The sequence below is a fragment of the Acinetobacter sp. WCHA29 genome (assembly GCF_002165335.1).
In the GTDB taxonomy this organism is placed as follows: domain Bacteria; phylum Pseudomonadota; class Gammaproteobacteria; order Pseudomonadales; family Moraxellaceae; genus Acinetobacter.
In genome coordinates this window covers 20867-38750 of record NZ_NHRQ01000009.1, presented here as the reverse complement: position 1 = coordinate 38750, position 17884 = coordinate 20867, and the positions used below count along the sequence as shown (strand labels likewise).

At 39.7% G+C, this 17884-nt stretch carries 21 protein-coding genes, 3 tRNA genes and 1 riboswitch; of the genes, 9 read left to right on the top strand and 15 right to left on the bottom strand.

The features are described 5' to 3' along the window. Positions 1 to 8: 8 nt before the first annotated feature. Together CDG59_RS08155 and CDG59_RS08150 are read right to left on the bottom strand one after the other, a co-directional pair. Positions 9 to 626, bottom strand: a complete 618-nt coding sequence (locus CDG59_RS08155; RefSeq protein ID WP_087544727.1) for an L-threonylcarbamoyladenylate synthase — start codon at positions 624 to 626, stop codon at positions 9 to 11. A gap of 91 nt (positions 627 to 717) precedes the next feature. Further along, complete coding sequence (locus CDG59_RS08150; protein ID WP_087544725.1) at positions 718 to 1380, bottom strand: elongation factor P hydroxylase; 663 nt, start codon at positions 1378 to 1380, stop codon at positions 718 to 720. Positions 1381 to 1475: 95 nt separating this feature from the next. Between CDG59_RS08150 and CDG59_RS08145 the strand changes: the two genes are divergently transcribed. The 7 genes from CDG59_RS08145 to lysM all read left to right on the top strand — a co-directional run bounded on the left by CDG59_RS08145 (position 1476) and on the right by lysM (position 5662). Next, positions 1476 to 2036 (top strand): YceD family protein, encoded by a 561-nt coding sequence (locus tag CDG59_RS08145; RefSeq protein ID WP_004663562.1) that lies wholly within the window; start codon positions 1476 to 1478, stop codon positions 2034 to 2036. Positions 2037 to 2114: 78 nt separating this feature from the next. After that, positions 2115 to 2300, top strand: a complete 186-nt coding sequence (rpmF, locus tag CDG59_RS08140; protein WP_004638135.1) for a 50S ribosomal protein L32 — start codon at positions 2115 to 2117, stop codon at positions 2298 to 2300. Between the two features lie 196 nt (positions 2301 to 2496). Continuing rightward, on the top strand, positions 2497 to 3489 hold the full coding sequence (gene fabD, locus CDG59_RS08135; protein ID WP_087544723.1) for an ACP S-malonyltransferase: 993 nt from the start codon (positions 2497 to 2499) through the stop codon (positions 3487 to 3489). Then, the gene (fabG, locus tag CDG59_RS08130; RefSeq protein ID WP_004663557.1) at positions 3486 to 4220 is read left to right on the top strand and encodes a 3-oxoacyl-ACP reductase FabG; all 735 of its coding nucleotides are present in this window, start codon (positions 3486 to 3488) and stop codon (positions 4218 to 4220) included. Before fabD ends, fabG begins: the two co-directional genes overlap by 4 nt. Positions 4221 to 4306: 86 nt before the next feature. Then, on the top strand, positions 4307 to 4543 hold the full coding sequence (gene acpP / locus CDG59_RS08125) for an acyl carrier protein (protein ID WP_004655272.1): 237 nt from the start codon (positions 4307 to 4309) through the stop codon (positions 4541 to 4543). 186 nt (positions 4544 to 4729) lie between these two features. Next, a complete protein-coding gene (gene acpP, locus CDG59_RS08120; RefSeq protein ID WP_087544722.1) occupies positions 4730 to 4972 on the top strand; it encodes an acyl carrier protein in 243 nt (80 codons plus the stop codon). Between the two features lie 216 nt (positions 4973 to 5188). Then, a complete protein-coding gene (gene lysM, locus CDG59_RS08115; RefSeq protein WP_087544720.1) occupies positions 5189 to 5662 on the top strand; it encodes a peptidoglycan-binding protein LysM in 474 nt (157 codons plus the stop codon). A gap of 79 nt (positions 5663 to 5741) precedes the next feature. Here the strand turns inward: lysM and CDG59_RS08110 are convergent, their stop codons facing one another. Then, positions 5742 to 6509, bottom strand: a complete 768-nt coding sequence (locus tag CDG59_RS08110) for a hydroxymethylpyrimidine/phosphomethylpyrimidine kinase (protein ID WP_087544792.1) — start codon at positions 6507 to 6509, stop codon at positions 5742 to 5744. Between the two features lie 93 nt (positions 6510 to 6602). Here CDG59_RS08110 and CDG59_RS08105 point away from each other — a divergent pair, with 93 nt between their 5' ends. After that, entirely contained in the window at positions 6603 to 7277 is a 675-nt protein-coding gene (locus CDG59_RS08105) for an HAD-IA family hydrolase (protein ID WP_087544719.1), read from the top strand. 48 nt (positions 7278 to 7325) lie between these two features. Here CDG59_RS08105 and ribB read toward each other — a convergent pair whose 3' ends face one another. The 11 genes from ribB to CDG59_RS08050 form a co-directional block, all read right to left on the bottom strand. Further along, positions 7326 to 7985 carry a 3,4-dihydroxy-2-butanone-4-phosphate synthase gene (gene ribB / locus CDG59_RS08100; protein ID WP_087544717.1) on the bottom strand — a complete coding sequence of 220 codons (660 nt, stop codon included), beginning with the start codon at positions 7983 to 7985 and terminating at the stop codon, positions 7326 to 7328. 98 nt (positions 7986 to 8083) lie between these two features. After that, positions 8084 to 8239, bottom strand: a riboswitch (FMN riboswitch). A 219-nt stretch (positions 8240 to 8458) separates the two neighbouring features. Beyond that, on the bottom strand, positions 8459 to 8839 hold the full coding sequence (gene panD / locus CDG59_RS08095) for an aspartate 1-decarboxylase (RefSeq protein ID WP_004655255.1): 381 nt from the start codon (positions 8837 to 8839) through the stop codon (positions 8459 to 8461). A gap of 146 nt (positions 8840 to 8985) precedes the next feature. Continuing rightward, a complete protein-coding gene (pth, locus tag CDG59_RS08090; RefSeq protein ID WP_087544716.1) occupies positions 8986 to 9567 on the bottom strand; it encodes an aminoacyl-tRNA hydrolase in 582 nt (193 codons plus the stop codon). Positions 9568 to 9586: 19 nt separating this feature from the next. After that, complete coding sequence (gene rplY, locus CDG59_RS08085) at positions 9587 to 9883, bottom strand: 50S ribosomal protein L25 (RefSeq protein WP_004663523.1); 297 nt, start codon at positions 9881 to 9883, stop codon at positions 9587 to 9589. 97 nt (positions 9884 to 9980) lie between these two features. After that, complete coding sequence (locus tag CDG59_RS08080; protein WP_004663520.1) at positions 9981 to 10934, bottom strand: ribose-phosphate pyrophosphokinase; 954 nt, start codon at positions 10932 to 10934, stop codon at positions 9981 to 9983. 37 nt (positions 10935 to 10971) lie between these two features. Then, positions 10972 to 11046 (bottom strand) — tRNA-Gln (locus CDG59_RS08075). A gap of 85 nt (positions 11047 to 11131) precedes the next feature. Further along, positions 11132 to 11206, bottom strand: a tRNA-Gln gene (locus CDG59_RS08070). Between the two features lie 85 nt (positions 11207 to 11291). Then, positions 11292 to 11366: transfer RNA gene (locus tag CDG59_RS08065), tRNA-Gln, on the bottom strand. Further along, positions 11365 to 12198, bottom strand: a complete 834-nt coding sequence (gene ispE / locus CDG59_RS08060; RefSeq protein ID WP_087544714.1) for a 4-(cytidine 5'-diphospho)-2-C-methyl-D-erythritol kinase — start codon at positions 12196 to 12198, stop codon at positions 11365 to 11367. The genes CDG59_RS08065 and ispE overlap by 2 nt, the downstream gene beginning before the upstream one ends. Before the next feature lie 13 nt (positions 12199 to 12211). Further along, positions 12212 to 12793: a lipoprotein insertase outer membrane protein LolB gene (lolB, locus tag CDG59_RS08055; protein WP_087544712.1), complete on the bottom strand. Its 582-nt coding sequence runs from the start codon at positions 12791 to 12793 to the stop codon at positions 12212 to 12214. Positions 12794 to 12797: 4 nt separating this feature from the next. Continuing rightward, on the bottom strand, positions 12798 to 14516 hold the full coding sequence (locus CDG59_RS08050) for a tetratricopeptide repeat protein (RefSeq protein WP_087544710.1): 1719 nt from the start codon (positions 14514 to 14516) through the stop codon (positions 12798 to 12800). 79 nt (positions 14517 to 14595) lie between these two features. Between CDG59_RS08050 and hemA the strand changes: the two genes are divergently transcribed. Next, positions 14596 to 15879 (top strand): glutamyl-tRNA reductase, encoded by a 1284-nt coding sequence (gene hemA, locus CDG59_RS08045; protein WP_087544708.1) that lies wholly within the window; start codon positions 14596 to 14598, stop codon positions 15877 to 15879. Positions 15880 to 15885: 6 nt separating this feature from the next. On the opposite strand, the gene CDG59_RS08040 is transcribed toward hemA, so the two are convergent. Beyond that, complete coding sequence (locus tag CDG59_RS08040) at positions 15886 to 17772, bottom strand: DNA primase (RefSeq protein ID WP_087544706.1); 1887 nt, start codon at positions 17770 to 17772, stop codon at positions 15886 to 15888. Between the last annotated feature and the right edge of the window lie 112 nt (positions 17773 to 17884).

Sequence of the window (17884 nt, the reverse complement as noted above, 5' to 3'; positions counted from 1 at the left end):
ATCAGTGCTTATTCAAAAGCACTGACATCGCCAACGCCACGGCGAACAATCACAGGATTTTCTCCAGATAAATCCACGATACTGGTAGTGGACAAGGTACCGAAGCCGCTGTCAATAAACACATCAATGCGTTTACCGAGCTGATTTTCAATATCATAAGGATCATCAAGCGGATCTTTTTGATCAGGCAAGATCAATGTACTGGTGAGTAACGGTTCGCCAAGTTCTTGTAATAAAGCTTGTGCAACAGGATTACTTGGAATACGCAGACCAATGGTTTTTTTCTTTGGGTGCATTAAGCGTTTTGGCACTTCACTGGTAGCAGGTAAAATAAATGTGGTAATAGCAGGGGTATTGGCTTTTAACAGTCTGTACATCGCATTATCGACTTTTGCATAAGTTGCAATATCAGATAAATCACAACACATAATTGCATATTGATGTTTAGGACCTAAGCCACGAATCTGAGCTATTCGCTCCATCGCACTTTTATTCCCAATCTGACAACCAATCGCATAGGCTGCATCAGTTGGATAAACCACCACATCACCCGCACGAATACGTTCAACGGCTTGTGTGATTAAGCGAGCCTGTGGATTTTCAGGATGAATATGTAAATGTAACATTATTATTGTAACTCCCTGATCTTTATGGCTGAATTAAGTATGAAACTTGTTCTAGTAAAGATGCAAGTCCTAGATGTGTTAATTTTGTCATTCAATCAAGTAATTCACGTTTAAATTCATTTAGTTGTAATGGTAAGCCATTACGGGTACAAACACAGATATAGTGAATAAAAAGTGCAGCATCTCGTGGCAAAGTGGCTTCACCTGAAAAATAACGTTGTACTTGAGCAAAAACATTATCTTTAAATTGTGTCCCATTACCGCTATCACCCGTTAGATTATCTAAAGAGACACGAAACTTTCGACCAAAGGCTGTTGCAAATAACCATTCAATGGCTTGAGGCTTAATTTCAACTTGTTCAAATAAAGCTTGCTGTTCTGCAGTACGACCATCGGGTGCATACCAATAACCTAAATCAGGTAAAAGGCGACGTTTTTCACCTGAAATACTCCAATGACTAATTTCATGCAAGGCACTGTTAAAGAAACCATGTGCAAATTGGATTTTTGCAGGCTGTTGATTTATGGCTGGGAAATATTCTGGTTCAAAATCACCTTTAACAAGCGTGACATTATGGTGGGAAAACCAATCATTAAAGTGTAAAATAAGCCAATCAACCTGTTCTGGTTCTGTTGTTAACGTTTTCCAAGATGAGCGTTGCACTTGATCTGGTGTTAACATAGGAGCAGTGATTGAATGGGGGCTAACAAGTGATGAAGTTGTTACTTCAAGTTGCGGCTGCAACAGATGCATTGCTGTGTTACCACGAGTTCTGTCTAAAGAAGTGCAAAATTGTATCTTAATCTTTGACAGAGTACCGATGAATTTGTAGAATTGCCGCCTTAATTATGTCAGCAAATACTTTTCCAAGCCAAATCGAGCCATTTAAATGGGCTGAACAGGGCTATACATGGTCAGGAACACTGCCATTGTCTCGCTTTGCTCGTATTGCTCGAGAAGCTGTTGGTTCAATTGATGATCAATTGATCAACATAGACTGTAAGCTATCAATGGATGCCTATCATCGCATTGTATGGTTAGATGGACATATTGATACTAAAGTTCCAATGGAATGCCAACGTTGTTTGGGATCTGTTGAAATTGAATTAGTCTCAGAATTTCATTTAGCTTTAATTGATGATGAGTCACTGATAGAGCGATTGGATGAGGATGCTGATTTCATCGTTTTAGGTGAAAGTGAATCGTCGAAAAAAGGGAGTATTGATACACCTGCTTCGATTGATTTACTCGCATTACTAGAAGATGAATTGTTATTGTTGATGCCTTTGTCTCCCAAACATGATGTTTGTGAGCATAAACATCAACCTGTCGTTCAGGATGTTGTCGAAGAAAAACGGGATAACCCGTTTGATGTTTTGGCAAGTTTGAAAGGCAAACTTAACTCATAACACAATTTGTGTTATCATGTTGAGTTAAGACAACTGAATTTGTTCTGATCCATTTTTCGATCTTTGTAAGGAGCCATCATGGCCGTTCAGCAAAACCGTAAAAGTCGCTCTCGCCGTGACATGCGCCGTTCACATGACGCTTTAACCGAGAATGCATTATCTGTAGACCAAACTACTGGTGAAACTCATCGTCGTCACCACGTGACTAAAGACGGTATTTACCGTGGTCGTCAATTATTCGCTAAAGCAGCTGATGCTGAATAATTGAGTTATATGCATTAAGCGTTAGCTTAAAGTATAAAAAAATGGGAGCGAAAGCTCCCTTTTTTGTTGTTTTTCGCAATTAAAAAACGATTTAATCAATGGTAAATTGCCGCATCGGAAAAGAGTCTGTTGTCATTCTCATGTAGAATCATGAGTGTTGATAAAACTGGCGATAGACCATTTTAAGGATTTTTATATGTCGACTAAGCGACTTGAGCAGGCTGCTCAAGCAACAAAAACAGCATTTGTTTTTCCTGGTCAGGGTTCACAAAAAGTAGGGATGCTGGCTGAGCTTGCAGAGCAGTTTAGTGTCGTTCGAGATACCTTTGCAGAAGCATCAGCAGCACTTGGTTTTGATCTTTGGCAGATTGCCCAAAGTGGTGAGGGTTTAGATCAAACTGAAAATACTCAACCAGTTTTGCTAACAGCAAGTATTGCCTTATGGCGTGTATGGTTAGAGTTAGGGGGTATAGCACCGAAATACTTGGCTGGACATTCTTTGGGAGAATATAGTGCGCTTGTTGCAGCAGAGGCAATGAGTCTAGCTGACGCGGTTAAATTAGTCCATTTACGCGGAAAATTGATGCAGAGTGCTGTTCCTCAAGGTACAGGCGCAATGGCTGCAATTCTTGGTTTAGCTGATGAGAAAGTGATCGAGCTTTGCCAAAAAGTGAATGCATCTGCGGCAGGCCAAGGTTCGGTTGAAGCGGCGAATTATAATGCGCAAGGTCAGGTGGTGATTGCAGGCAGTACAGCTTTGGTTCAGCAAGTCATGGCTGAAGCAAAAGAGCAATCTGGTAAAGCGATTGCATTGCCTGTTTCTGTTCCGTCACATTGTACCTTGATGAAACCAGCAGCAGAAAAGTTTGCCGAAGCTTTGGAACAAACTGCCATTGAGCTACCTAGCATTCCTGTAATACAAAATGTCAACGCGGAAATCGCAACGGATGTTGCCCAGTTACGTCAGGCATTGACGGCTCAGTTATATCAGTCAGTTCAATGGACACGTACCATGCAATATCTTCAAGATGAAGGTGTGCAGTATGTGGTTGAATGTGGACCAGGTACAGTACTCAGCAATCTTGCCAAGCGATTACCCAACATAGAAAAAGCATTTGCGATTGATAGCAAAGCACGTATGGAAGATGCCCTAAACGCAGTGTTAGTGGCAGAAGGAAAAATTGCATGACACAACAACGAAAAGTTGCGTTAGTGACAGGAGCAAGCCGTGGTATTGGCGCAGCAATTGCACAGCAACTCATTCAAGACGGTTATTTTGTGGTAGGCACAGCAACTTCTGAATCAGGCGCACAAAAACTGACAGAAAGCTTTGCTGAACATGGGGCAGGTGCTGTACTCGATGTTCGTGATGGTGCAGCGATTGATGCACTTGTATCAGATATTGAACAAAAATATGGTTCAGTACTGATCTTGGTGAACAACGCAGGCATTACCAAAGATAACTTGTTGCTTCGTATGTCGGAAGATGATTGGGACGACATTCTCAATATTCATCTGAAAGCCGTATATCGCTTGTCTAAACGCGTATTGAAAGGTATGACCAAAGCACGTTTTGGCCGCATTATTAACATTAGTTCAGTGGTTGCACATTTTGCGAACCCTGGACAGGCGAACTACTCAGCAGCAAAAGCAGGGATTGAAGCATTCAGTCGTAGCTTAGCCAAAGAGATGGGGAGTCGTCAGATTACAGTGAACAGTGTTGCACCTGGTTTCATTGCCACTGAAATGACTGATCAGTTAAGCGAAGATATTCGTAAAAAAATGACTGATCAAGTAGCTTTAAGTCGTCTAGGTGAACCTCAAGATATTGCTGATGCAGTGAGTTTCCTGGCTAGCGATAAGGCTAGTTACATTACTGGTACAGTTTTACACGTAAATGGTGGTCTATACATGGCCTAACTGGCGGTGTATAAACTTTTAAAAGTTTTTATATTCAATTAAACTAGTGGCAAATCAAAACGCCACAAGCAATGAGGAGAATTCCTGTGAGCGATATCGAACAACGCATCAAACAAGCGGTAGCTGAACAATTAGGTATGCGTGCTGAAGAGATCAAGAATGAAGCATCTTTCATGGATGATTTAGGTGCTGACTCTTTGGATCTGGTTGAACTTGTAATGTCTTTCGAAAATGATTTTGATATCACGATTCCAGACGAAGATTCTAATGAAATCACGACTGTTCAATCTGCAATTGATTATGTAACTAAGAAACTTGGTTAATCATATCGCATGATTAAAAGCCACCTTTTTCGGTGGCTTTTTTATATGTTCAACTTTTCATATGAATAGATGTAAAAATATCTTACAAAAAAAATAAACTATAAATATGAAAATAATTTATTTGAGTGTATAAAGTTTATGCTATTTAAAATAATTTATTAAACCATAACAACAAAAGGGAATTTTATGAATATAGCAAACCGTATTAAAGAGATCATTATTGAGCAACTTCGTGTAAATGAAGAAGATGTTTTACCAAATGTATCCTTTACAGATGATTTAGGCGCTGATTCATTGGCTGTGGTTGAGCTCATTATGGCTTTTGAGGGGGAATTTGGTACTCAAATTCCTTATGAAGAGGCTGAGAAAATTATTACCGTTCAATCTGCAATTGATTATATGACCAATATTGTGGGAGAAAATGCTTAAATTGCTTCAAGTTTTGAACGAATTGAAAGCCGCCGTAAGGTGGCTTTTTATATTTGAAAAATATATAAATGTGAAAGCTTAAAATCAGTTTTACTGCATATACATATATTTACAAGACTTCGTTAAATTGAAACTCGCATGCTTTATTTTTTCGGTATAACTAATTGTAAGTCTGTTTTGACTATGCTTAATCAATAATTACAGAGGAAATAAAAAATGGGTATTTTTGATTTTGTTAAAGGAATCGGTAAGAAAAATAATGCTCCAGCAGAGCCACAACCAGCACCAGCAACTCCAGCTGAACCTTCTGCACAAGAAGTTGCCAATAAATTATTAGGTTTAATTAAGAGTTTAGGTCTAGGTGTTGAAGGATTGGCTGTAACGTATAACGGCAATACGGATACGGCAATCATTAAAGGGCAGGTAAAGAGTCAGGCTGATAAAGAAAAAATTATATTGATCGTCGGTAATATTGATCATGTCGCTCAGGTGGATGATCAAATGACTGTTGAAGTCCCAGAACCTGAAAGTAAGTTCTATACAGTAAAATCAGGGGATAACTTGTCTAAGATTGCAAAAGAAGTTTATGGTGATGCAAACCAATACAATAAAATTTTTGAAGCGAATAGACCATTACTTAAAAATGCGGATGATATTTTTCCTGGACAAGTGTTACGTATCCCTGAATAAATTGTAATGTGACAGAAGGGGCGCGTATTGCGCCTTTTTTGTTAATAAATTCTGGAAGATTTATCAATTTGAAAACAACTTAAAACCGTTTCGGAATCTTCTGCCCATTCACCACAGGCGATTCCGCATTTTTCAAAACACCAAACAACCATGTTTCAGCATGTTGCACTGCAATTTTAAGGGAATCTCCCAAAGCTAAACGCCCTGCAATGAAACTTGCCAAAGAACAGCCAGAACCATGATATTGTCCGTCTAAACGAGGGCAATGGCTTTCAGCAATCATTTTGCCGTCAGCATAAAGTATATTGCGAATATGATCAGGTGTATCTTCATGTCCACCTTTCACTAGTACAGCTTTTGCGCCCATCTCAAATAATTTTTGAGTGGCTTGCTCAATATCATCAATACCTGTTAATGCTCTTAATTCAACTGTATTTGGGGTAATGACTGTAGCTAAAGGGATTAACTCAACAAATGCTTTGACCAGTGTCGCCTGATCGCCAAGAGAACCACCGCTATTGGCAACCAGTACAGGGTCAAGTACGTATAAATAATCTAGGTGTTGACGTAAAAACTCAGCCAATGCAGCAATATTATCAGTTGTACCCAGCATGCCTGATTTTACACATTTAATCGGTAAATCACCCACTACTGCATTTGCTTGAGCAAGTAGTAACTCTTTTGACGTGGCTTCAAAACCAAACACTTGTTGCGAGTTTTGAATGGTCAATGCTGTGCAGGCAATGGCTGCATGTGCGCCACTTTGCCCAATTGCCTCAATATCTGCTTGTAAGCCAGCACCACCTGATGGATCTAAACCTGAAAAACATAGTACGGTAGGACGCACAGCCATTTCCTTTTATTCTCTCATTTAAGCTAGTATATGGGAGTTTCGAGAAACTCTCGACTATGTTATGTAAGGCTTTAAGAGATTGAACGAATGACGATCAAAAATATTCTGATTGATTTAGATGGGACTTTAACTGACCCTAAAGCGGGTATTCATCGCTCAATTCGTTATGCTTTAGAAAAACTGGGCCACCCTTTAGCGGATGGAGTTGATTTAGATTGGACGATTGGACCTCCGTTGAAAGCTTCTTTGGCAAAGTTATTAAATACTCAGGATGATGATTTTGCTGAACAAGCGTTACTTGCTTATCGTGAGCGTTTTTCAGTGACTGGTTTATTTGAAAATGAAGTTTATGCAACAGTGGTACAAACGTTGCAACAGTTACAACTACAAGGTTATCGATTATTTTTAGCGACGGCGAAGCCAACAGTTTATGCGAAACGTATCCTTGCCCATTTTGGTTTGGATCAATTTTTTACTGAAATGTATGGCAGTGAATTAACAGGTGAACGTACCAATAAAGTAGATCTAATAGCTTATATTCTTGAAAAAGAGCAATTGGATGCGCAGCAATGCATTATGGTGGGAGACCGACAATATGATGTGATTGGTGCACGTGCCCATGGTATTGAAACCATTGCTGTAAATTATGGTTATGGCACAGCAGAAGAACTTGCTCAAGTACAACCGATTGCTCAAATTTCACAATTTAGCCAATTGCTTAATACGGTGAATCAACTGAATTTAGAACGAAAAGTATCATAATCAGGAACGCAATAAAAAGCCTCGAATGATCGAGGCTTTTTTGTTTCATTAAATATTATGTTTTAAGCGATATTGAACCAATTCTTCGATACTAATCACGGTAAGGCCATGTGTCTGAGCATAAGCTAGAACTTGAATACCTGATGTCATAGAGCCATCAGGATTAGTCAATTCACATAATACGCCAGAAGGTTTTAAACCAGCCAAACGGGCTAAATCTATTGTTCCTTCAGTATGTCCTCTGCGAGTTAATACGCCACCATTACGTGCACGTAATGGGAACACATGACCTGGTCGACTGAGGTCACTTGCAATAGCGCCATCTTTAGTGGCAGCTAAAATTGTTGTTACGCGATCTTTAGCAGAAACACCGGTGGTCACACCTTGTGCAGCTTCGATCGTTACCGTGAATGCTGTTTTAAATTGGCTAGAATTGTCGACCACCATTGGTGGGAGTTCTAGATGATCGGCCAACTCTTCTGTCAGGCATAAGCACACAATACCAGAACCATCACGAATCATTCGTGCCATGGTTTCGACAGTGAGTGTTTCAGCAGCAATAATAAGATCAGCTTCATTTTCACGATCGAAATCATCCATTACCAATACTGGTTTGCCTTGGCGGATATCTTCTAAAGCTTGTTGAATACGTTGTTCAGCAGGGGAAAGGGCTGAAAAGAAAAGTTCGGGTTGAATTAAACTCGACATAATGAAACGCTCTCGTAAATAGGATACGGTTGAACATTTCAGGACTGATGTAAAAAATAAGCGTACACCAAAACAACGCGAAAAGCGTATTTCAGTGGTTTCGTCTTCTTTCATCCGGACTATACCGTCGGCTTTGGTCTCTCACCAAATCTGCGAGTATATAAATATATACAGGCTCGTGGGCTGATTAGGTCACTTGATTGCAAGGCCCAACTTACCACCGGTGGGGAATTACACCCCGCCCTGAAGCGATGTGCTTTGATTATAGCTAGTTTTTTGAGAGGAAAGGGAACTATTTATGAAATGGATCGTTCTATTGAAATATGAATTTAAGCAAATGAAGTTTCGGTTTTGTCGTGGAGAAGTCATTGTTTTTGAATTGTTTTGATGAGTTCTATTCAGCACTTAGTATCGACCTAGCCATAAAAAAAGCCAGTTCACATTGACTGGCTTTTTAGAAATTTTTTAAATATTTATGCAATTTGTACAGGAATACAGTTTGCCGTGTGATTGACTGTATTGTCCGGATTTGCATAAACCAAACGTGGTTTGTGAAGGTTTGCTTCTACTTCAGTGAAATCACCAAAAGTTGCAATAATGACTAAATCACCGACATCAGCTTGGTGTGCTGCGCCACCATTCACTGAAATAATACCTGAGTCATCTTCACCACGAATTGCATAAGTTGTGAAGCGTTTGCCGTTGGTTACGTTCCATACGTGGATTTCTTCGTATTCACGAATCCCTGCTAAGTCCATTAATACACCATCAATTGCACAAGAACCTTCATAATGAAGTTCTGCATGAGTGACAACTGCACGGTGAATTTTACATTTTAATAAACGAGATAGCATGGCTAGCGTCTCCTGAGTAAGACCTAAGATGAATATCTTATTGGTTGACTTGTCACGTTTCCCGCTGGCGATAGGCGGTTTGATGCGCATTTTGCGCTTAAAAATGCAATATGGCAAGCGTGATTGATCAACAATTCAGTTTAAATTTAAGCGGGTTTGTATGCATTAATTTGATTCATTGCCTGTGAAACTTGTCCATCGACAAGCATTTTCACTTTTGATAAAGCATGATCAATCGCAGCATCCATTAAAGCTTGTTCACTGCTAGGAGCTTTGCCAAGCACATGACCAGAAACACGTTCTTTAGAACCAGGATGTCCAATTCCTATACGTAAGCGATGGAAATTAGCACCAATATGTGGAACGATGTCGCGAAGACCATTATGTCCGCCATGTCCACCACCTGATTTTAAACGAATAATACCAGGATCCATATCGAGTTCATCATGAGCAACAAGAATTGCTTCAGGTGCAACTTGATAAAATTTGGCAAATGGTACGACACTTTGACCAGAACGGTTCATGAAAGTGGTAGGTAAGAGTAAACGTACATCATGACCATCAATTTGACCACGACCGCTGTATCCATGAAATTTTGGATCAGCCTTTAAAGAAATACCATAACGATCTGCAAGCTGTTCTACGAACCAGAAACCTGCATTATGGCGGGTTTGGGCATATTCCTTACCAGGATTACCCAAACCAACAATTAGCGAAATACTTGACACTAATTTACGCCTTTAACACTTATGCGCGTTTGAAATCAGCGTGCATAGGTGTGTTTTTAGCTGGGTGACGTTGTAACGCTTGGATTTTAACGTTTTCAACTTTATCACCGATTTTGATTTCGATAACTTCTTCGAAGAAAGCATTGTTTTCTAAAGCTTTAACAATTTCACGAAGCTCTAAAGTAACAGCTACAGGCTCAGCGCTACCACCATAGATGATTGCTGGGATTTGAGCAGCGTGGCGAAGGCGGCGGCTCGAACCTTTCCCTTGTTGTGCTACTTCACGTGCTTGAGCGTTTAATACGAAGTTTGCCATGGGCATATCCTCATTGAGTTTGAGTAACTAAACTTGCGACCAGTTTAGTGATAGAAAAACCCTAGCGAGCTAGGGTTTAAGAAAAAAAGCTGGGCTATTATAGATAACTATCGAACATAGCGCTAATAGATTCTTCGTTATTGATACGACGAATTGTTTCAGCAACCATGCTTGCAACAGAAACTTGGCGAATTTTACCTAAGTTTGCTGCTTCATCTGAAAGAGGAATCGTGTCAGTAACAACGAGTTCATCAATAACAGAGTTACGAAGGTTATCAATCGCTTTACCTGATAAAACAGGGTGAGTCGCATAAGCAATCACTCGACGAGCACCAAATTGTTTCAGTGCATCCGCAGCTTTGCAAAGCGTACCTGCTGTATCGACCATGTCATCAACAATGACACAGTCACGATCTTTTACATCACCAATCAAATGCATCACTTGTGACTCATTTGCTTTTTGGCGACGTTTATCAATGATAGCTAAATCGATATCACCTAACTGTTTTGCAACAGCACGTGCACGAACAACACCACCTACGTCAGGAGATACAACCATTAAGTTGTCATGTTGTTGTTGACGTAAATCAGCTAACAACGCTGGCGTACCATAGATGTTATCAACAGGGATATCGAAGAAACCTTGAATTTGGTCTGCGTGTAAGTCGATCATTACCACACGGTCAATACCTACAGTTGTCAGCATGTCTGCAACAACTTTTGCAGTAATTGGAACACGAGCAGAACGTGGACGACGATCTTGACGTGCATAACCGAAATACGGAATGACTGCAGTGATACGACCAGCACTTGCACGACGCAAAGCATCAGCCATGACCAAGATTTCCATCAGGTTATCGTTGGTAGGCGCACAAGTAGATTGAACGATAAAAACGTCTTTACCACGAACATTTTCAGTAATTTCAACTGAAATTTCACCATCAGAAAACTTACTTACAGAAGCAGCACCGAGAGGGATATGTAAATGGCTTACGACTTTTTGGGCGAAATGTGGATGAGCACTTCCACTAAAAACGACAAGATTGGGCATGAAGCACCCTTGGCGGTTGGCTTATAATGAATTTGGATGGCAGGGGCGGCTGGATTCGAACCAACGGATGGCGAGATCAAAACCCGCTGCCTTACCACTTGGCGACGCCCCTAATGCGGCAGAACTTTAATCGTTTTGCATGATAATGTCAATATGATTGAGCAAGTATCGATATAAAACAAGTCTGTCTAAAGATATGGCAGGGGCGGCTGGATTCGAACCAACGGATGGCGAGATCAAAACCCGCTGCCTTACCACTTGGCGACGCCCCTAACGCGGCAGAACTTTAATCGTTTTGCATGATAATGTCAATATGATTGAGCAAGTATCGATATAAAACAAGTCTGTCTAAAGATATGGCAGGGGCGGCTGGATTCGAACCAACGGATGGCGAGATCAAAACCCGCTGCCTTACCACTTGGCGACGCCCCTAACGTGTAACTTTGAAATATCTTAAAGGTGATTCTGCTAAACTGTTGACCAAGTAAGCTTTACAAGGTGCGTTTTGCAAAATCTTCTTCGTATCCATTTCACTGGTTACTTCAGTAAAAACACAAGCACCTGTACCTGTAAGCTTTGCTAGACCAAATTGATCTAAATATTGCATCGCTTCTTCTACTTCAGGGTATAACTGTCGAGCCAGAGGTTCGAAGTTATTTCCAAAGCTAGAAGGTTCTAACTGATAGGCGCAAAATGTAGTGATCTTGGAATCTCTTGTCAATGTTTTTTGTGAAAAAAGTGCTTGAGTGCTGATAAAACAATCAGGTTTTAAAATTATGAATTGTTTTTGAGCTAAGTCTATGAATGATAAATGTTCACCTATGCCTTCTGCCCATGCATTTCGACCAAAAATAAAGATAGGCACATCTGCACCCAGTTGCACACCATAATCAGCTAATTGCTGTTCATTTAAACCGCATTCCCACAGTTGATTGAGTACAATAAGTGTAGTGGCTGCATTAGATGAACCGCCGCCAAGACCAGCACCCATCGGAATATTTTTCTCGATTTGAATATTTAACCCACATGGTTCTTTTGCATGGGGTTTGAGTAATTGTGCTGCACGATAGATTAAGTTTTGTTCAAGAGCAACCTCGTTTAAGCCTTCAATATGAATCATTCCATCCGAAATTCGCTCAAAAGTCATCCAATCATATAAATCAATCAGTTGAAAAATAGTTTGTAATTCATGATAACCATTGTCTCTACGACCAGTGATGTGCAGAAATAAATTCAATTTAGCAGGGGAAGGTACTCTAATCATAAAAGAATCTAATCTATCGGTTTTGAATCACCATTGTAATACGGTTTTCTTTATCGTCAGCAAGTGCTTGCTTCAACAAAAGTTTATTTGGAAGGATTTGCTTATCGTTATAGCTGAAATCAACAGTCCAGCCATCTTCAATGAGCTGTTTCAAGCGATTTTGTTCGTCTTTGCTCGCTTGAGCATTTTGCGTCGCAGGCTTCGCTTGTACCCAGTAGGCAAGGTGCATAATCGGTGCCTGCCAACCTGTTGCTTTTTCTAATAATTCTTCAGGTGTAGCTGCCGTAATCAGACCTGTTTTGGCGCTATTTAAAGTGACTTGACCTGGTTTGCCTTCAATTTGGGTTTTCCCAACACCTAGAATTCCAGTTAATTCAATATCAAATTCATCTTGTTGCTGTGCCCATGTAAAGAATGCACTGCCAGATTGCTGCGGTGTGCGAACCCCAATTTTGCCTTGTAAGTTAAAATTATTTTCATCTTGAACTTGCGGTGTCACGATTGGTTTTTGGGGTTGAGTTAAGCTTTGACAACCACTAAGTAATAAAATACTTGAACTACAAATCGCAATACATAGTTTTGACAATGAGCGCATGAATTTAACTCTTTTTTACTGAGACAGGTAAGATTAAGCCATCAAGTTGTTGTAATTGTGGGGCATTTGCATGTTTTTGTTTCAATTGCTGTAATACCTCACTAAATTGTGTGAGTGCGCCTTGCATATACAGCGCTTTAGCATAGCGAACTCCAATATTGATATTTTGGCTAATTGAATAGGCTTGTCCCAAGACTTTGGTTGCGGTATCAAAATCATTTTGTAGAAAAGCGATATAGCCCAATGTATCAAGAATAGAGGCTTGTTCAGGTGCAAAGTTGAGCGCTAGTTCTGCATATTTGCGCGCTTCTTTTAGGCGACGATTTTGCAATGCTAAGGTATAGGCATAAGCGTTTAAATAGGTCGGGCTATTGGGTTCAATAATTAAAAGCTGCTTCAAAGTTTTATCTAATTTATCCCGATCGGTATAAGGATCCAGCAATAATACTTCTGCATAAATCAGTTCAGGATCATCGGGTAAGCTTTTAATCGCTTCATCTAGCAATACTAAAGCTGCTTTTTTATTATCCATCTTTTTTAAAATATCAGCTTGAGCTTGATAGAGGAAACTTGCATGTTGTGGATAATTCACCCGTTCTTGTGTAAGAAAGCGTAAAGCATCATTCAGTTGACCCTGCTTCTCAAAAATCGCGATCATATTGCGTCGAGACACAATATATAAGCTGCCATCCACGAGTCGATAGTATGCTTTTGCGGTTTCATAATGTTGTTTGCGCTGTGCATTGATTGCAAGATAGTAATAAGCTTCATTCTGATATTTTGCTGAAGAACGCAATTCAACTAAATATTGTTCAGCTTTTTCGTATTGTTTTAAATCAATACTGGTTAAGCCGGCAATAAATAAAGCTTCTTCAGTTTTTGGATAATCTTTGATAATACTTTCAAGCTTATCTAATGCTTGCTGTTGTTGATTGATTTGAATGTAATAGCGAGCTTCAGCTAATCGTATATCAATATTGGTTTTATTTTTTCGACTGGCTTGTGCAAACCACTTTTGTGTTTCAGCATCGTCGCGTAAAGCCATTAATAGATTGGCTTTCATCAGAATGAAACTGGTCGATTTTGAACGTTTACGTAAGGCTTTATTGATATTATTTAATGCTTGCTCATATAAGCCATCTTGCGCTTCTAATCCAGAGATTAAAGCCAAGATAGATGGGTTTTCACGTTCTTTACTGGTACGTAAGGCATTTAATAAAATTTCACGATCTTGTGCTTGTTCGGGGGCAATCCCTGCCAAAATTTGTTCGAGATCAGCAGTTGGGTCAATATTTAAGATCTTATCTAATGTTTTAGCTGCCAATTCATATTCATGAGTTTTCAGGGCAATATGTGATAAGTAAAATAAAGCAGGAACATCTTTAGGTTCTTGTTCTACCCAATGTGTTGCAATATCTAATGCAGATTGAAAATCGTTATATTCTAAGGCGACATCTAAAGCACGCTGTTTGATAGTGGTTGAATTACTTCGAATTGCCAGCACTGTATAATTGTGTAATGCAGTTGCAATATCATCATAAGCAAGAGAAAATTCAGCAACCATACTTTGTTGTAATGCGTTGTCAAAGCTTTTATCTGCATACATGTCGTGTATTGCTTGTGCAGAGACATACGAGCTCATGCTACCTAACAACAAGATTGTGGTAGAATACCGTCGAATCGTCTTGCCGCTAAAAAGGGTACGGCGATATAGCTGACGCAATTTTTATTGATCCAAAGTAATGCTTTTTATGACACCGATGTTGCACAATAACATAAATTTAGCGAAATGATGATCTGATATGTCTTTCTTTGCATTGGGTGTCAACCATCAAACAGCTTCTGTTGAACTTCGTGAACAAATCGCTTTCAATGCAGAGCGATTAGCTGCGCTATTGCTTGAACAAAATAAGCATTCACCTTTGAATGATTTAGTTGTTGTATCAACTTGTAATCGCACTGAAGTTTATGCCATGACAGAAGATGCTGATAGTGTTCTGACTTGGTTAGCCCAAGTGAATAATATTGATGTAAAACAGTTAATTCATCATGTTTATCGTTACGAAAATGCCCAAGCTGTTACACATTTGATGCGTGTTGCAAGTGGTTTAGACTCTTTGATGTTGGGTGAGCCACAAATTTTAGGGCAAGTCAAAAGTGCTTTGGCTTTATCTAAAGACGCACAAACTGTGTCGCCTGAACTAAATAGTGTTTTTGAATATGCTTTTTATGCAGCGAAACGTGTTCGTTCAGAAACCTCTGTAGGTAGCCATGCTGTTTCAATGGGCTATGCAGTTGCTCAGTTAGCATTGCAAGTTTTTAGTCGCCCTGAAAAGTTAACGGTTATGGTAGTTGCCGCAGGTGAAATGAATAGTTTGGTTGCTAAGCATTTAGCGGAAATGGGTGTGGCAAAAATTCTAATTTGTAACCGTAGCCGTGAGCGTGCTGATTTACTGGCACAAGAAATTGCTCATCAAGTTGAGGTTGAAATTATTCCTTTTGCTGAACTTGCCCAGAATTTATATAGAGCAGATGTTGTCTCGAGCTGTACAGGAAGTTTACATCAAGTTATTCAATATTCAGATGTTAAAGCCGCACTTAAAAAACGTCGCTATCAGCAAATGTTGATGGTCGATTTGGCTGTTCCACGTGATATTGATCCGAAAGTTGAATCATTAGATAACGTATATTTATATGGTGTGGATGATTTACAAAGTGTGATTGATGAAAATTTAGCGCAACGTCGTCAGGCGGCTGTTGAGGCTGAAATTATGGTGAATCAATTGGCTACTCAATTGATGACCCAACAAAAAGTGAAAGAGGCGAGTAGCACCATTCAAGCTTATCGTCAGCACAGTGAAGAAGTCAGCCAAAAAGAGTTGGCACATGCATTAGAGTTATTGCAACATGGTCATGCCGCAGAACAGGTGATGCGGGAGTTTGCTCATCGCCTATCACAGAAACTTATGCATCCAACTTCCATTTTATTAAGAGAAGCTGCTAAAGCTGAAAATCCAGATTATTTTGAATGGTTACAGCAACATCTACAGGATGTGTTTGAGCATGAGCGTAAACCGAGGCAGTAACTTAGCTTAGGACAATAACTTCAAGCTAATCTGTTTTGTTAACTCATTTAATTGTTGACGTAAATTGCGTGATTCGATGAGTGAGATAGGTGATCTCAGTTTTAATTTTAAATATTTTTCTTGTAGATTTAATGAAAAGTCCTTAGCCAATTTATCAGCAATCTCAGGTGCTTGAGTTAATGACTCAATATTGGTTCTCTGCATAACATCGGCAATCTCATGACTATAACGACTACATGCACCGAGTACGTAATAGGTCGCCAATTCCTGATCGTCCGGTAAATCATCAAAGATAATGTTGAGCACTGCTAAAACTTTAGCCAGCAGCTCAGTTTGGTCAATCACTGCAAGTAATTCTTCAAAATGAATATAGAGGAATGGGTGATGCATTAAAATTGCGATTGCAAAATCTTCATCTTTGGTTTGAATATTAAAAGATAAAGAGGCATCGTGGCTGATTTGAGGGGTAAAACGTTTGCCTAGACCGAGTTTCTCACGGAAAGACTGACTCAACAGATAACGGAATGAGCCATGTTTAGGTAATAACTCTGTTAATTCACGTAGTTCTCCCATGACTAAACTTTTACCTTCAGGCGTGCTAACGTCATGCTGTCCTGTTAAATGAGCAAACACAAAGTCTGATAAAAGCGGTGCCTGTTGTAATAATTTTTGGAAGTTTTCTAAGCCTTCACGACGAATCAATGAGTCTGGATCATGTTCATTCGGAAGCACAAAGAATTTTAATTCACGACCATCATTGAGTAAGGGGAGCGCAATTTCTAAGGTGCGTCGTGCCGCTTTCTGTCCAGCAGCATCCCCATCAAAGGCAATGGTGATACGAGAATTTTGTTTAAATAGGGTGGTTAAATGATCTGCATTACTGGCTGTTCCTAGTGTTGCGACAGCACCATTGATCCCATATTGCTGTAAGGCAATCACGTCCATATAGCCTTCGACCATTAACCAATCATTGGCTTTGAGTTTACGACCCTCATATAAACCATAAAGCAATTGATTCTTGTGGAAGACCTCTGAATCTGGTGAGTTAATATATTTAGGTTTAATTTCATCATTGAGCGCACGACCACCAAAACCAACCACGCGGCCTTTATGATCGCGGATCGGAAAAATCACCCGCTCACGTAATAAATCAAAATCTCGACCACTATCACTAGAGCGAATCAGACCCAGCTGTTTCAAACCTTCAATATCTTGTGGAAAGGCTTTTTCTAAATGCTGCCAATCCTCTGGTGCATAACCCAAACGCCAAAATTGAATCGTTTGTGCCGATAAGCCACGCTGTTTGAAATAATTTTGTGCTTTTTGACTCATTGGGAGTTGACGTTCATAAAACTGAGCAACGTTTTCCAATAAGTCATAGAGGTTACCTTCTTGAACTTGTTCATCCATATAAAAGGATGGATCAAATTGAGCAAAAGGATCATCCATAATGCGATCTATATCGACAAAATGCCCATCGATAAATTCGTCTGCTACAGAAATAGGTGCTAGATTTTCAGCGACTGACGTATTTGTTGGTTGAGCCGCTGCAATTTGTTGAGGACTACGTTTATAAGAAAGTTTTTTATTGTCGTGATTATCTTTCGGTAATTCGATGCCTGTCTGATTAGACAAATCTTTCATCACATCGACAAAGTTCCGACTATCAATGTCCATGAGGAAGCGAATCGCATTTCCATTCGCTTGACACCCAAAGCAATGATAATACTGCTTATCTCTATATACATGGAATGATGGAGATTTTTCCTGATGGAATGGACAACAGCCTGAGTAAGTACGCCCAGTCTTTTTTAACTTCACACGTTGACCGATTAAATCGACGATATCAGTTCGATCTAAGATTTGATCAATCGTATGTTGTGGAATTGCCATGTACATTTAACCATTTTGGACTGAGAGATAACATCTTCATTGAAGTCAGTGTGTCAGAATTTATTGTTGCATAAAATGAAAAACAGGCAAGGGTAGACTTGCCTGTTTTGTG